Annotated in this window: 10 protein-coding genes and 1 pseudogene; 8 read left to right on the top strand and 3 right to left on the bottom strand. The window is 42.3% G+C overall.

What is annotated here, in order from left to right:
- Positions 1-123: 123 nt before the first annotated feature.
- The 4 genes from AB5542_RS04990 to AB5542_RS05005 all read left to right on the top strand — a co-directional run bounded on the left by AB5542_RS04990 (position 124) and on the right by AB5542_RS05005 (position 4,388).
- Positions 124-1,575, top strand: a complete 1,452-nt coding sequence (locus tag AB5542_RS04990; RefSeq protein ID WP_279041035.1) for an aminoacyl-histidine dipeptidase — start codon at positions 124-126, stop codon at positions 1,573-1,575.
- A 119-nt stretch (positions 1,576-1,694) separates the two neighbouring features.
- Positions 1,695-2,168: a GAF domain-containing protein gene (locus AB5542_RS04995; RefSeq protein ID WP_279041033.1), complete on the top strand. Its 474-nt coding sequence runs from the start codon at positions 1,695-1,697 to the stop codon at positions 2,166-2,168.
- A gap of 113 nt (positions 2,169-2,281) precedes the next feature.
- Positions 2,282-3,043 (top strand): tetratricopeptide repeat protein, encoded by a 762-nt coding sequence (locus AB5542_RS05000; protein WP_118302320.1) that lies wholly within the window; start codon positions 2,282-2,284, stop codon positions 3,041-3,043.
- Positions 3,044-3,251: 208 nt separating this feature from the next.
- Positions 3,252-4,388: a hypothetical protein gene (locus AB5542_RS05005; protein WP_279041032.1), complete on the top strand. Its 1,137-nt coding sequence runs from the start codon at positions 3,252-3,254 to the stop codon at positions 4,386-4,388.
- Here AB5542_RS05005 and AB5542_RS05010 read toward each other — a convergent pair whose 3' ends face one another.
- On the bottom strand, positions 4,389-5,069 hold the full coding sequence (locus AB5542_RS05010; protein ID WP_229782891.1) for a tetratricopeptide repeat protein: 681 nt from the start codon (positions 5,067-5,069) through the stop codon (positions 4,389-4,391).
- A gap of 76 nt (positions 5,070-5,145) precedes the next feature.
- Positions 5,146-6,984: a YgiQ family radical SAM protein gene (locus tag AB5542_RS05015; RefSeq protein ID WP_410518826.1), complete on the bottom strand. Its 1,839-nt coding sequence runs from the start codon at positions 6,982-6,984 to the stop codon at positions 5,146-5,148.
- Positions 6,985-7,067: 83 nt separating this feature from the next.
- Between AB5542_RS05015 and rimO the strand changes: the two are divergent.
- From rimO to AB5542_RS05030, 3 genes and pseudogenes are all read left to right on the top strand, one after another.
- A pseudogene (gene rimO / locus AB5542_RS05020) lies at positions 7,068-8,358 on the top strand (30S ribosomal protein S12 methylthiotransferase RimO).
- Between the two features lie 158 nt (positions 8,359-8,516).
- Positions 8,517-10,700, top strand: a complete 2,184-nt coding sequence (locus AB5542_RS05025) for a sodium-translocating pyrophosphatase (RefSeq protein WP_279041026.1) — start codon at positions 8,517-8,519, stop codon at positions 10,698-10,700.
- Between the two features lie 240 nt (positions 10,701-10,940).
- Positions 10,941-11,543: a nitroreductase family protein gene (locus tag AB5542_RS05030; protein ID WP_087420258.1), complete on the top strand. Its 603-nt coding sequence runs from the start codon at positions 10,941-10,943 to the stop codon at positions 11,541-11,543.
- A 3-nt stretch (positions 11,544-11,546) separates the two neighbouring features.
- Here AB5542_RS05030 and AB5542_RS05035 read toward each other — a convergent pair whose 3' ends face one another.
- Entirely contained in the window at positions 11,547-12,584 is a 1,038-nt protein-coding gene (locus AB5542_RS05035) for an endonuclease/exonuclease/phosphatase family protein (RefSeq protein WP_279041024.1), read from the bottom strand.
- A gap of 135 nt (positions 12,585-12,719) precedes the next feature.
- On the opposite strand from AB5542_RS05035, the gene AB5542_RS05040 reads away from it, so the two are divergent.
- On the top strand, positions 12,720-15,257 hold the full coding sequence (locus tag AB5542_RS05040; protein ID WP_279041023.1) for a carboxypeptidase-like regulatory domain-containing protein: 2,538 nt from the start codon (positions 12,720-12,722) through the stop codon (positions 15,255-15,257).
- Positions 15,258-15,305 lie beyond the last annotated feature (48 nt).

A 15,305-nucleotide genomic window follows, 5' to 3' on the forward strand; every position in this document is an offset into this window, starting at 1 on the left:
ATATGGGTGTTGAAAAAGTTGAATTTGCAATAGATCGCCTACGGCGAGTTGTAGGTTGCGAGTTAACAGGTTACAGGTTGAAATTTGAAATTATAAATCTAAAATTGTAAATCATAAATTGTTATGGGAGTTTTTGAAGGATTAAAACCAGAAGCAGTTTGGGGATATTTTGAAGAAATATGTCAGGTTCCCAGACCGTCAAAGAAAGAAGGTAAAATTATCGCTTATTTATTGGATTGGGCGAAGAAACACAATCTGGAGGCGAAACGGGATGATGCAGGTAATGTGTTGATTAAAAAGCCTGCAACAAAAGGAAAAGAGAATGCACCGACCGTGATTTTGCAGGCTCACATGGATATGGTTTGTGAGAAGAATTCTGATACGGTACATGATTTTGATAAAGATCCGATACAACCCTATGTGGATGGAGAATGGGTACGTGCTAAAGGAACCACTCTTGGAGCTGATGACGGGATTGGTATGGCGGCTCAGATGGCTGTGTTGACTTCTACCGACATCGCACACGGACCGATCGAATGTTTGTTTACCGTAGATGAAGAAACTGGGTTAACGGGTGCTTTCGCTCTGCAACCGGGATTCCTGAGCGGGAATATACTTTTGAATCTGGATTCGGAAGATGAAGGAGAGATGTTTATTGGTTGTGCCGGTGGTATAGATACCGTGATTAACATGGGGTACAAGACCGAGAGAACCTCGGCAGAATCATTTGCCGTGAAGGTACAGGTGAAAGGGCTTCAAGGAGGACATTCCGGTGATGATATTAATAAAGGCAGGGGAAATGCCATCAAGATTCTGAACCGTTTCTTGTGGGATTTGAATGCAAAATACGGAATTCGTGTTTCCGTGTTTGAAGGAGGTAATTTGCGGAATGCTATCGCCCGTGAATCTTTTGCGGTGATCACGTTCCCCGAGCAGTACAAGGAAAACGTGAGGGTAGACTTTAATATATATAGTGCAGAAATGGAAAACGTGTGGAAAATCACGGAACCCGGTTTGCAGTTAGCCTTAGAGTCTACGGATGTGCCAGAAAACGTGTTGACAAAAGAAAGTACTGATGCACTTGTAAACGCATTGTACGCTTGTCCTCACGGGGTTTTCTCCATGAGTTACCGTATGCCGGGATTGGTTGAAACATCAACAAATCTGGCAGCTGTTAGATTCAACGAACCCAATAATATTTTAATCACCACTTCACAACGGAGTGACGTGAATTCGGAAAAATTCAATATCGCTAACATGGTTGAATCCGTGTTCACGCTGGCAGGAGGCAAGGTTGAACATGGAGAAGGGTACCCGGGTTGGGCACCGAATCCGAATTCTCCGGTGGTAAAAGTTGCCGTGGATTCTTACAAACGTCTGTTCGGTAAAGAACCGATCGTACGGTCTATCCATGCCGGATTGGAATGCGGTTTGTTCTTGGAGAAATACCCGAACATGGATATGGTATCCTTTGGGCCGACACTGAGAGGTGTTCACTCCCCGGATGAAAAGATCAATATCAAGACGGTACAGATGTGGTGGAGCCACTTGGTGGATATATTACAAAACCTGTAATAAGTTTGAAAGTTCATAAGGTTTATAAAGTTTGTAAAGTGGAGAATGATTCCTTGATTTTATACTCTTAAAACCTTATGAACTTTACGAACCTTATAAACTTTATAAACATTCATTTTATGGAGACTTCAAGAAAACTGGCAAAATACGACCGGTTATATGATCAGATCAAGCAGTATATCCAGACCACGGAAGATATATGGGCCCGGTTGGCGACGATGGAGGCCGTGTTGCATCATAAGATGCAGTCTTTTTTTTGGACAGGGGTATACGTGTTGGTTGACGGGGATTTAATTGTACGTTCCTATCAGGGGCCGGTGGCTTGTCAGAAACTCCGAAACGGGGGTGTTTGCTGGGCCGCGATCAACTCCGGGGATACGGTTATCGTGAATAACGTGGAAGAATTTCCGGGGCATATTGCTTGTAATGCCGCCTCGAAAAGTGAGATTGTAATCCCTTTGCGGGATCCCGAAGGCCGTATTTTTGGCTGTCTGGACGTGGATAGCGACCAGTTAGGGGCCTTTGACAGGGAAGATGAAGCAGGTTTAAAGAAAATTTTGTCTCTTCTTTATCAATCAGATAGCGTGAAATGATTCGAGAAATGTGAAAAATAAGTTAAGAGACTTTTGATTTTTCTTAATAGAGTGTTATCTTAGTGGGCATAAACAACGAATTTATTCATGTTAAACAAAAACACACGGAAAATATGAAGAAACTACTTTTATTTGTTCTAACGAGCTTGTTTGTAGGAGGAGCTCTATTTGCACAGACCGATGAATCCGGCAAAGTTAAGAATGAAGGTAATGCAGCTTGGAGAGCCAAGAATTATAAAGAAGCTTTTACCAAGTGGGAGCAATACCTGAAATTAATCGAATTCAAAGATGACGCGACGGTTTATAACGTGGCTGTTTGTGCAACTAAATTGAAAGATTATGCCAATGCCGAGAAATACTTTGGTATGTCTATCAAGAATAATTACAAAGTTGCCTCTTCTTATCTGGGAATGGCTGATGCTCAGGAGAACTTGAAAAAGATTCCAGAAATGTTGAAAACGTTACAGGACGGGATTAAAGCAACTCCGGGACAAAACGTGAAGTTGGAAAAAGCATATTCTGATTATTTCGCTAAAGAAGGTCAGAAATTCCAAAAAGCTAACGATATTGCCAAGGCTGCGGAAAATTTCACAAAGAGTAGTCAGGTTTCTAACAAACAATTGAAAGCACGCGGATTGTTGAGTTTAGGTACTCTTTATTTCAATAATGGGGCATCTATCCTTCAAAAAGCAACTCCTTATGCTACTTCTGAGAAAGAAAAATATGAAGCAGAAAAGGCAAAAGCCTTGGCTGATTTCAAGAAAGCCCAGGATTATCTGAAACAAGCTGCAACTGTTGAGCCGACAAATGAGGCTGTAAAAGAAACGCAAAAACAAGTGGCAGAGGCTATCGCACCACTAGTTGAAAAGAAATAAACTTTAGGTATAAAAGAAATAAAAGGATGTGTCAAAAGTTTTTGACACATCCTTTTTGTTTGTAAAGTCATTACTCATTTTAAATTTACGATTTTAGATTTTTCGGATTATTTAAAATATGATTGGCAATTAAGTTACTATTTTGCAAAAATATCGTTTGTTTTTTGTAAATTTGAATGAATTATTGGTGTAACTTAAAAGCGTGGGTATGGAGAAAGATTTTTTGGATAAAAAATTGCCTTGGGAAAATCGGTTATCTATATTTCGGTTTGTCCAGAATCCCCTAAAATATGTCACGGATGAAGATGAATTTGATTGCTTACCGGATCGGATTCCTTTACGACATGATGTAGGTATGTATTTTCCGGCGTATGACGATTACATGGATTATTATCAGTTTGACAAAGAGATTAATCCTGAATTTATCAAACGACTTGCAGATATGTTCCAGGCCTATGTAAATCGGGGAAATATAAATGCTAAAATCGAATTTTATAATCTATTGAAAGGTTTTCCCATTATTAATTATCACCGTGATTTTATAAATGAATTGGCTACGAGAAAAGTCGTGATTACTCATCAAATGAAAGAATTAGGACGTTGGATGGTCATGGAGACTCCGGATAGGGAAGTGGTCAAGATGGGAATTATCTTGTTGGGGGTATCTCATGACATTGAAAGTATTCCATTGTTAAAAAGTATTGCCAAACATGGAGAGTTTACTTATTATGTAGGATTGGCATTATATGAAATGACCCCCCAATGGGATCTTATGCTGATTGATATTATAGAGCCTTTGTATTACTGGGGCCGGATTATGGCTGTGATTCTATTACTTGATTATTCACCCCGGGAAAAAGTGCGAAAATGGTGTGTTAGATATGGATTCCGGCACAATTATTTACCGGATTATAATATCGAAGACTGCATGAAACAAGGGAATGTTTTAAAGGATATGCGAGAAGAAGAGTGGGATGAACCATTATTACGTGCCGTACAAGCCTACGTGGTGTTTTTACTTGAAAATACTCGCTATACTCACGAAAATGGAGGGGAAGTTATTCGGTTATATCTAAAATACACGCTTGGGAAACGAAGAGGGTATGTACAGTTTCATATTATACAGTCATTATATAATTTTCTGAATGTAGCGAAGAACGATAAAACATTGGTAGAAAATCTTAATATATCGGAGGAAGATTATAGTGATATATGGATTGATGTACACGAAGAAGTCCAAAAGCCGTGGTTCCAGAAATTATTACATGAAGATTGCACATACAAAACTTATCCTTATACTACGCAAGATCGGTTAAAGAAGGTAATACAAGATCTTGGCGACTAATTAATAGTATTGCGAGATAATTTCTGCTGCTTTCGAGTAACCGAGACGTTTTGAGATTTCCAAATCTTGAAGGGCTTCTTTGTAATTATCGACAATCAGCTTGGAAATAGCCCGGTTATAGTAGGCTCTGGCATTGGAAGGATCGATTTCAATGGAACGGGAGTAGCTTTCAATGGCATCGCTGAGTTGGCCTTTCTGGTGAAAGATGACCCCTCGGTTGAAATATACGGCACTTGATTTTAAGCCGAGGGAAATTGCCTTGTTGTAATCGGCGAGGGCTCCGTCTAAATCTTTCATTCCATAACGAACGATGCCGCGGTAGTGGTATGCCTCCAATAAATCCGGCTGTAAGTTGATAGCGTGACTATAGTCCTGGATAGCTTGGGTTGGCTGACCGAGATTCTCGTATATGATTCCCCGGTTATAATAAGCTAGAGCATGATCAGGGACATTGGCTATCACGTAATTAATATCTTTAAGGGCCTCTTCATTTTGCTTGAGGTTCGCCCGGATAATAGCCCGGTTATAATAGGCGGAAAAGAAATCCGGGTCCAACGAGATCGCATGGTTGAACTCTTCCAAGGCTTTCCGGGGTTGCTCTCGGGTAATGTAGTCCATACCTCGCTGATTACTCTTCACGGCTTGGTGGTGAGTACACGAGGTGAATAGAAAAAATAACATTATCCAAGTATAATAGCGCATATTCCTTTTAATTACGTGATTCAAAGTTAATGATTAATCATGAAAAAATAAATATTTATTTATTTTTATTTGAATATAACCGTTTTACGAGATCCGTTCTTTTCAGTTTCGTGAGAATGCCGATAATTTCACTTTTGAATTCCCGTTTGTACCAGAAGAAAAATATGTTCTGGCGTTTTTTCTCGGTTTCTGTTTTGGCCGATTGAATTTTGCGCAGGGAGTAGGGATGAAAACCGGAATAGTACATATCCGTGGCTAATGTCATGGGAGTGGGGGTAAAATCCTGTACTTGTTCTAGCTTGAAATCCAATTCTTTGGTATTGATGGCTAAGTCGGCCATGTCCTCTAGGCTACATCCCGGATGAGACGAGATGAAGTAGGGTATAATCTGTTGTTTTAAATGCTCTTTGTTGTTGATGGCATTGAAACGAGCTGTCAGTTCCCGGAAAAGCTTGAACGAGGGTTTGCGCATCAGGTGTAGTACGTTGTCGGAACTGTGTTCCGGGGCGACTTTAAAGCGTCCGGACACGTGGTGTTTGATGACGGTTTCCAAGTATTCCCGGTTTATGGCGTCGATCTCTTTATTGCCTGTGCGATGCATGGAGAGATCGTACCGGATACCGGAACCCACAAAACAGTGTTTCACCCGAGTGTCTCTACGCACTTGGTTATATAGGTCTAAAAGATGCGAATGGTTGGTGTTTAAGTTTTTACACACGGTCGGGTGTAGGCAGGACGGACGTTTGCATTGCTCACAAATACGATGATCTTTTCCCTTGATCATGTACATGTTGGCGGAAGGTCCTCCTAAATCGGTAATCGTTCCCTTGAAGTCGGGCATATCACAAACATGCTGAACCTCTCGCAAAATGGATGCCTCGGAACGGGATGCGATAAATTTTCCCTGATGGGCGGAAATCGTACAAAAGGCACATCCCCCGAAACAACCGCGATGCATGGTAATGGAATGGCGGATCATGTTATAAGCCGGAATCTCTTTACCCCGGTATTTAGGATGGGGCAAACGGGTAAACGGCAGATCGTAAATAGCATCTATTTCCGTCGTGGTCATGGGCGGGTAGGGCGGATTCACGATTATTAATTCATCTCTGATAGGTTGTATCAGTTTTGCGGCATGAATACTATTGGATTCTTCTTCGATATACCGGAAGTTTGTGGCATATTTTCGCTTGTCCGATAAACACTCTTCGTGAGAGGCGAGCATGATGGTTTGCCATTTCTTATTGGTGGCGTATTTCTCGTCTTTATGTCTGATCACGGAGGTTTGCGGGATATTGGTTAAGCTTTGAAAAGGAATACCTCTTTGCAGCATCCGACAGATTTCGGTGAGAGGTTTCTCTCCCATACCATATATTAGCATATCCGCTTGGCTTTCATGAAGAATGGACGGTTTAAGTGAATCTTTCCAATAATCGTAGTGGGTGAAACGTCTTAAAGAGGCTTCTATACCCCCGATAATGACGGGTGTGTCCGGAAAGAGTTCCTTTAATATCTTGGTGTAAACAATGGTCGGCATATCGGGGCGTGCGCCACTCCGGTTGCCGGGGGTGTAGGCATCGTCTGAACGGCGTCTTTTAGCTGCCGTGTAGTGGTTTACCATGGAATCCATACAACCGGGACTGATTCCAAAAAATAAATTCGGTTTGCCCAATTTCTTGAAATCCCGTAGGTCATCCTGCCAGTTGGGCTGGGGGACAATAGCTACGTTCAGTCCGAGAGATTCGAGAAGTCGCCCGATAACGGCCCCGCCAAAGGAAGGATGGTCCACGTAGGCATCTCCCGTGAAAAGAATGACATCAATACTTTTCCATCCCCGCTGTTCGACTTCTTTTTTGGTGGTCGGTAACCATTGTTGTATATTATAATCCATGATAGAGCATTTGCTTGAATTCCGCAGCAAAGATACGGAAAGTCGCTGAAGATTTTATTACCTTTGCCGGCAAATTAGAATATGGCATGAAGAAAGTAAATATTATCAGCTTGGGATGCTCCAAGAATTTAGTGGATACGGAGTTATTGATGAAACAACTGGAGAAGGCGGGGTATGGTGTTGAAGTAGATGTTGAAAATTCGAATGCGAAAATTGTTGTCATCAATACTTGCGGGTTTATCGGGGATGCGAAGGAAGAATCTATAAATACGATTTTGGAGCAAGTGGAGCGGAAACAGGAGGGAGAAGTTGAAAAGATATACGTTATGGGATGTTTGTCCCAGCGCTATGATCAGGATTTAAAGAAAGAGATCCCGGAAGTGGATGCTTATTTCGGGAAATTCGATTGGAAAGGGATTCTTGCGGAATTGGGTAAAAGCTATGACGAGAAACTGCGGAACGAGCGTCATTTGACGACACCGAAACATTACGCTTATTTGAAAATATCCGAGGGATGTAATCGGGGATGTTCTTATTGTGCCATCCCGATTATGACGGGGGAATATAAATCACGTCCATTTGAGGAAATCGTGGATGAAGCCGAACGGTTGGCTAAACAGGGCGTGAAGGAGTTGTTGGTGTTAGCACAGGATATTACTTATTACGGAATTGATAAATACGGAAAAAACAGATTGGCTGAATTGGTGGACCGGATTGCAGATATACCGGGCATCGAGTGGATCAAATTGCATTATGCTTATCCGGCCGGGTTCCCCATGGAACTTCTTACCGTGATGCGGGAACGGAAAAACGTATGTAAGTATTTGGACATCGCTTTGCAACATTGTAGTGATCACATGCTAAAAATGATGCGAAGGGGGGGTAACGAAACAACAGACCGTAGATCTCATTAATAAAATCCGGGAAGAAGTGCCGGGGATTGCCTTGCGCACGACACTCATGGTCGGGCATCCCGGAGAGACAGAAGAGGATTACCGGGAACTGGAAGATTTTGTCAAAACGATGAAATTTGAACGTTTAGGGGTGTTCCCATATTCTCACGAGGATGACACGTATTGTGACAAGCATTATCAGGATGATGTACCCGAAGAGACGAAAAATAATCGGGCTGAAAAGTTGATGGCGTTACAAGAAGGGGTTATTGCCGCTATCAACGAATCATGCGTGGGAAAACATTTTTTGGTTTTGATAGATCGGGTAGAAGGGGATTATTTTGTCGGACGTACGCAATATGATTCTCCGGAAGTGGATCAGGAAGTGTTCGTGACAAGTGAAAAAGCACTGCAAATAGGGGAGTTCTATGAAGTGCTTATTACCGAATCGGGGCAATTCGAGCTTTATGCTAAGTATGAATAGCCGTTCCTCGAAAAGAAATAATCTATTTTAGTTGCAAAAAAAATAAAAGATCGGGAATATTTTTTCATTTTTATTTGTACTTTTACTCATCAGGGTTCGTTTAAATCTTGACGAGTATTTTTTTGTACGACTTTTACTAACTACAAATATATAATACCATGTTAAACGATCTATTTTGGATAGTACCTGTATGTGCTATTATCGCTCTCCTTTTCGCAAGGATCTTTTTTAAAGGGATGATGAAAGAGTCGGAAGGAACCGACACGATGAAACGTATTGCCGGGCATGTACGCAAAGGAGCTATGGCTTATTTGCGTCAGCAATATCGGGTAGTAGCCCTTGTTTTTCTTATTTTATGTGCGCTTTTTGCTTGGATGGCTTATGGACCCGGTTTACAGAATCCGTGGGTATGGTTTGCATTCTTGACAGGAGGATTTTTTTCCGGATTAGCCGGGTATATCGGGATGAAAACAGCTACCTACGCATCTGCAAGAACGGCCAATGCAGCACGTAGGAGTTTGAATGACGGGCTAAAAGTTGCTTTCCGTTCGGGAGCGGTTATGGGACTGGTTGTTGTCGGTTTGGCTCTACTGGATATTTCTTTATGGTGGTTATTGTTAGATTATTTCGTGGAAGAGGCAACAGAGACGGAAAAGGCGATCGTGATTACGACTACGATGCTGACTTTCGGAATGGGAGCATCCACGCAGGCACTTTTCGCCAGAGTGGGTGGAGGTATTTTCACGAAGGCAGCGGATGTCGGTGCGGACTTGGTAGGTAAAGTGGAAGCCGGAATTCCGGAGGATGATCCTCGTAATCCGGCAACTATTGCGGATAACGTGGGGGATAATGTGGGGGACGTGGCCGGAATGGGGGCCGATCTTTACGAGTCTTATTGTGGTTCGATTTTGGCGACGGCAGCGCTAGGAGCTGCGGCATTCCGTATGGAGCCGGATGCACAATTTAATGCGATATTGGCTCCGATGTTGATTGCCGCATTCGGGGTGATCTTATCATTGCTCGGTATATTTCTAGTAAAGACGAAAGAAGGAGCCTCTCAGCAACAATTATTACGGGCTCTTGATCGGGGAATTAACGTGAGTTCCTTGTTAATCGTGGGTGCCAGTTTCTTGGTTATTTATTTGCTCGGTTTGAGTTATTGGATATGCGGATCGGTGATCGTGGGGTTGGTAACGGGTATTATTATCGGAAAAGCGACAGAATATTATACCTCTCATGCTTATAAGCCAACGCAAGATATTGCCAAGAGTTCGGAAACGGGCCCCGCAACCGTGATTATCAAGGGAATTGGAACCGGAATGATTTCAACGGCCATCCCGGTACTTACGATTGTTGCGGGTATTATACTCTCATTCCTGTTTGCGGCAGAATTCAGTTTTGCCAATATGTCCATGGGATTGTATGGTGTGGGTATCGCTGCAGTGGGAATGCTTTCCACGTTAGGTATAACCTTGGCCACGGATGCTTACGGACCGATTGCTGATAATGCCGGGGGTAACGCTGAAATGAGTCAGTTGGGAGAGGAAGTCCGTCACCGTACGGATGCGCTGGATGCACTGGGTAACACGACGGCTGCCACGGGTAAAGGATTTGCTATCGGATCGGCTGCATTGACTGGGTTAGCATTGATAGCCTCTTATATCGAGGAAATTAAGATCGGTTTGTTACGGATGGGCGAGGAAGTGTTGAAGATTGGAGACAACGTGGTACGGACGGCTGATGCCACGTTGACGGATTTCATGAATTACTATGATGTTACCTTGATGAATCCGAAGGTGTTGTCCGGAATCTTCATCGGTTCGATGATGGCTTTCGTGTTCTGTGGTTTGACCATGAATGCGGTAGGACGTGCTGCCCAGAAAATGGTGAATGAAGTCCGTCGGCAATTCCGGGAAATCAAGGGAATTATGACAGGGGAAGGAGAACCGGATTACGCTAAATGCGTAGAGATTTCCACGAAAGGGGCTCAACATGAAATGGTTTTCCCGTCTTTGCTGGCGATCATTATTCCGGTTGTCATGGGATTGATCTTTGGTGTTTCGGGTGTGATCGGGTTATTGGCCGGAGGATTGGGTACCGGGTTTGTGCTGGCTATTTTCATGGCAAATTCCGGGGGAGCTTGGGATAATGCTAAAAAGTATATTGAAGAAGGTAACCTTGGTGGTAAAGGTTCTGATAATCATAAAGCAACGGTTATCGGCGACACCGTGGGTGACCCGTTTAAGGATACTTCCGGACCGAGTTTGAATATTCTGATTAAATTGATGAGCATGGTGGCTATCGTGATGGCCGGGGTGACTTGTGCGTTTAGTCTTTTATAATATTTTATACTACTCCCTCCAACTCCCTCTTGCACAAGGAGAGTTGGAGGGAGTAGTATAAAATATTAAAAGTTTATTCTCATTATTCAAATTGCATTATTCAAAATGAATAATGGGGAAAAGATATGATTACGGAGAGAATAAAGTATTATTGTAATGTTTTTTAATTTGATTTATTCTAAATAATCTAACCTTTTCAGAAAAAATGCGTATATTGTAGAAAATAAATCATTGAGATATATGGAAAGAAAATTTAAAGAAGCTTTGGCACATAGGAGAAGTTATTATGCTCTCTCGAATAAATCACTTATTTCTAACGAAGAGATAGAGGAAATCGTAAAATTTGCTGTTAAAAATATACCGTCAGCATTTAATTCTCAATCAACGAGAGTGGTGCTTTTATTAGGTGATCAACATACGAAACTGTGGAATATCGTAAAAGATACGTTGCGGGAAATAGTTTCCGCAGAGGCTTTCAAATCGACTGAAAACAAAATTGATAAATCCTTTGCATCCGGTTACGGTACGGTGCTTTTCTTTGAAGAGCGGATGATCGTGGAAGGCCTGCAAAAATCATTTCCGACTTATCAGGATAGATTCCCGGTATGGTCACAGCACACTTCGGCAATGCACCAACTGGCGGTGTGGACCATGTTGGAAGATGCCGGATTCGGAGCTTCATTACAGCATTACAATCCATTGATTGATGAAGCGGTAGCTAAGGAATGGCAATTACCGGAAACTTGGGAATTAATCGCCCAGATGCCTTTCGGAGCGCCTTTACAAGAACCCGGGGCTAAAGAGTTTAATCCGATAGAGGAAAGAGTGCGTATTTTTAAATAATTACTATCTCATCTGGAAATTAACCCACACGGCTTTGTGATCTGTTGGCCATACACCTAGGGGTTCGATGAAAACATCTTGTCCGGATTCGGCCACACGTTGACTCCTACGAATACTGGTCTTGGGGCCGAGAATTGCGGCCTCTTTTAGATGCAGTCCTTTACGAGGATAATAGAAGATGTAATCAATACGATCGCGCTCATCCGCATCGGGAGTCCAAGTGATCTTACTTGGAGGCAAAGCGAGATTATCCGATGGGTAAGTATAGCCGGGATGTGTAACGGGATTGGGATATTTTTCACGATAAGAATCTTTAAAGCCAGTTTCATGGAGTAGGGTGGTTACCGGCCAAGGAACCACAACTCCATGATGATCTGCACTATCTTTTGTGGCTTCAATCCAATCGAAGTGAGAAGGTTCGTTAAAATCACCTCCTAAAAAGATCCAATTCCCTTCTTCAATTTCTTTTTGAGCATCTTTGATAAAAGCACGGATAGCATCATCACGTAATGAAAGATTGTTACGTTCCAGAATAGTCGGAACATCCGTCAAAGGGGCCTCCATTTTGTGCCAATTGTTACCGTCATAACCCCGTACTTCATAATACGTGTCATTCAGATAGTCTAAATGAGCGGTATAAACAGCACAAACTTGTTTTCCCACGGTAGTTTTCATTTTATAAATGGTTCCGTGATCATTTTGGATTGGGAATATTGTACTACTGTCTGTTATAGGATGTTTGCTAAGTAATCCTGAATCATAACTATAAAAAGAATAATACGTTTTACCCCTTTCTTTCAAGGCATTCACGATACGATCACAAAATCGGGTATCATGGTAATTTCGGACTTCACTCAGCATGATAAAATCGGGTTCCAAACGGGCTATTTCATCAGCAATAGCGTCAAAACCGCCCGGAATCGTCGTACCTTCCTGCCAGATATTAAATTGTAACATACTAAGGTCTCTGGATGAAGAACAGCTTGATAATAAGGTGATTATTACCATGATGCACCCTAAAAATATTATTCTCTTTTTCATTTCATTATAACTTATGGTACAAAAGTAGTAAAATTCTCCGTATGCTTTTGTTTCGTATACAAAACCGGGTGTTTTGTCTCTTTTCTTTAAATCACTTCTGCCCTGAGTCTATTTTTGTCCCGTAATCAAAAAGTATTGGATATGAATAAGACGGAAATAATAACAGAAGTATCACAAATGACAAGTGTAAGTGTGGCAGACTGCGAGAAGGTTTTAGACGCCTTAGAAGAAGTTTTAGGGGGAGAACTGAATCGTAAAGGATGGAAAAACGGGCTTTTTGACATGATTTTCCAAATCATGAGCAAGATTAAAAGCAAGAAAAGAGTCATCGGCATATATTTTTTCCTTTCCATGTTATCCGTGAATGTATGGGGACAGAAAGAGGGACGAATTTTAACCCAGAGTGTACGAGGACGGGTGATTGATGCGGCATCGGGTTATCCGGTAGCTTATGCATCCGTGTATCTCATGGGGCAAACGGAGGTCGGTGGAGTAACGGATTCCCTAGGCCGTTTTGTCATCAAGAATGTCCCGATCGGCCGGCACGATATACAGGCTTCTTTCGTGGGATACGAACCAACTATTTTCCGGGAGATACTGGTAACTTCCTCGAAAGAAGTCTATTTGACCATTCCATTGAAAGAAAGCATTAAAGAACTGGAAGAAGTGATGGTTCGACCACAATTGAATAAAGAGCAACCATTAAACAAGATGGTCACCACGGGAGCCCGGATGCTCAGCGTGGAAGAGGCAAGCCGATATGCCGGGGGAATGGATGATCCGGCCCGTTTGGTAAGTTCCTTTGCCGGGATTTCTCCCAGTATGTCAACGAATGGAATATCCATTCACGGGAATGCCCCGCATTTATTGCAATGGAAACTGGAAGACGTAGAAATCCCGAATCCCAATCATTTCGCAGATTTGTCCATTCTTGGCGGGGGAATCTTATCCGGGTTAAGTAGTCTCGTGCTGGGTAATTCGGATTTCTTTACCGGAGCTTTTCCCGCGGAGTACGATAATGCCGTGTCGGGAGTCTTTGACATGAAGCTACGTAACGGGAATAATCAAAAGATCGAGAATACGTTTCAGATCGGCTTATTAGGAATTGATTTTGCCTCGGAGGGGCCTTTGACCCGAAAACACAATTCTTCTTACATTTTCAATTATCGTTATTCCACCACGGGATTGCTGGGCGACATCGGGGCTATTGATATTGACGGGACTTTGGATTATCAGGATTTGAATTTCAAATTGAGTCTGCCGACACGTAAAGCGGGTGTCTTCTCGATTTGGGGAACAGCCTTGATAGACAAGTCAAAAGGAGACTTTGAGGAAAACACGGACAAGTGGGAATCGATTGGTGACATGATGAAATCCAGTACCAAACAATACATGGGAGCCGGTGGTATCAGTCACCGCTATTTCTTTAACAACGAGACACAACTGAAAACAACGTTAGCGGTTACCTACTTCAAACACGAGGGAACGATGACAAGTTATGACTGGAATTTGAATTTGGCACCTTTTCTTGATTTAAACCGGAGTAACACAAACTTGATATTCACCACTGCCATTACCCGGAAATTCAGTGCCAAGTTCACGAATAAAACAGGGATAACCTACACGAAGATGTATTACGATATGGACATGAATCTGGCCCCCCATCAAATGCATCCCATGGAATTAATTTCCCAAGGTAAAGGAAACACGGATTTAATATCCGGTTACACGAGTTCATCCATTGGCATAAGCGAACAGATCACTTTAAACGTGGGAGTTAACGCGCAGGTCCTGACACTGAATAATAGCTGGACTCTGGAACCCCGGGCCGGGATTAAATGGCAGTTTTCACCGAAGAGTTCTTTTGCCCTCGCTTACGGGTTACATAGCCGGATGGAAAAAATGGACGTTTATTTCGTGAAAACACAAGGTACGGGTGACCGTTCCGTGAATAAAGACTTGGGATTCACTAGGGCGCATCACGTGATGTTATCGTATGGTTTCAAAATATCGGATAATATGAATATGAAAATAGAACCTTATTTCCAACAATTATATGATGTACCCGTTATTGCCGATAGCTCTTATTCTGTGCTGAATAGACGAGATTTTTACGTGGAGAACGCTCTGGTCAACCGGGGGAAAGGACGTAACATCGGGGTAGACATCACGCTGGAACGCTATTTAAACAAGGGACTTTATTACATGATGACTGCATCCATTTTTGATTCAAAATATTACGGGGGAGATCGGAAATGGCGTAACACGTTGTATAATCGGAATTTTATTGTCAACGTGTTGGGTGGCAAGGAATGGATGGTCGGGCGTGACAGGCAAAATATGTTCAGTGTGAACTTTAAAATAACCTTGCAAGGGGGAGACCGCTATGCCCCCGTGGATGAAGTAGCCACGCTACTCGATCCGGACCGGGAAGTGCAATATGATGAAACAAAGGCTTTTTCCAAACAATTTTCACCGATGTTTATCACGAATTTCTCCGTGGGGTATAAAATCAACCGGAAAAAGGTGTCACACGAATTCTCGATCAAGTCCTTGAACACGACGGGATGCGAAGAATATTACGGGCATGAGTATAATTTTAAAACCGATAAGATAAAACCCATCCGTGGAGCCACCTCTTTGCCGAATGTCAGTTATAAATTAGAATTTTAATCCGATTTAGGAATAAGATCGTAACTTTGTAACCATCAAATAAAACCT

It is taken from the genome of Butyricimonas sp. RTP31003st1_G1_RTP31003_210430 (genome assembly GCF_040920905.1).
Classification (GTDB): Bacteria; Bacteroidota; Bacteroidia; order Bacteroidales; family Marinifilaceae; genus Butyricimonas; species Butyricimonas paravirosa.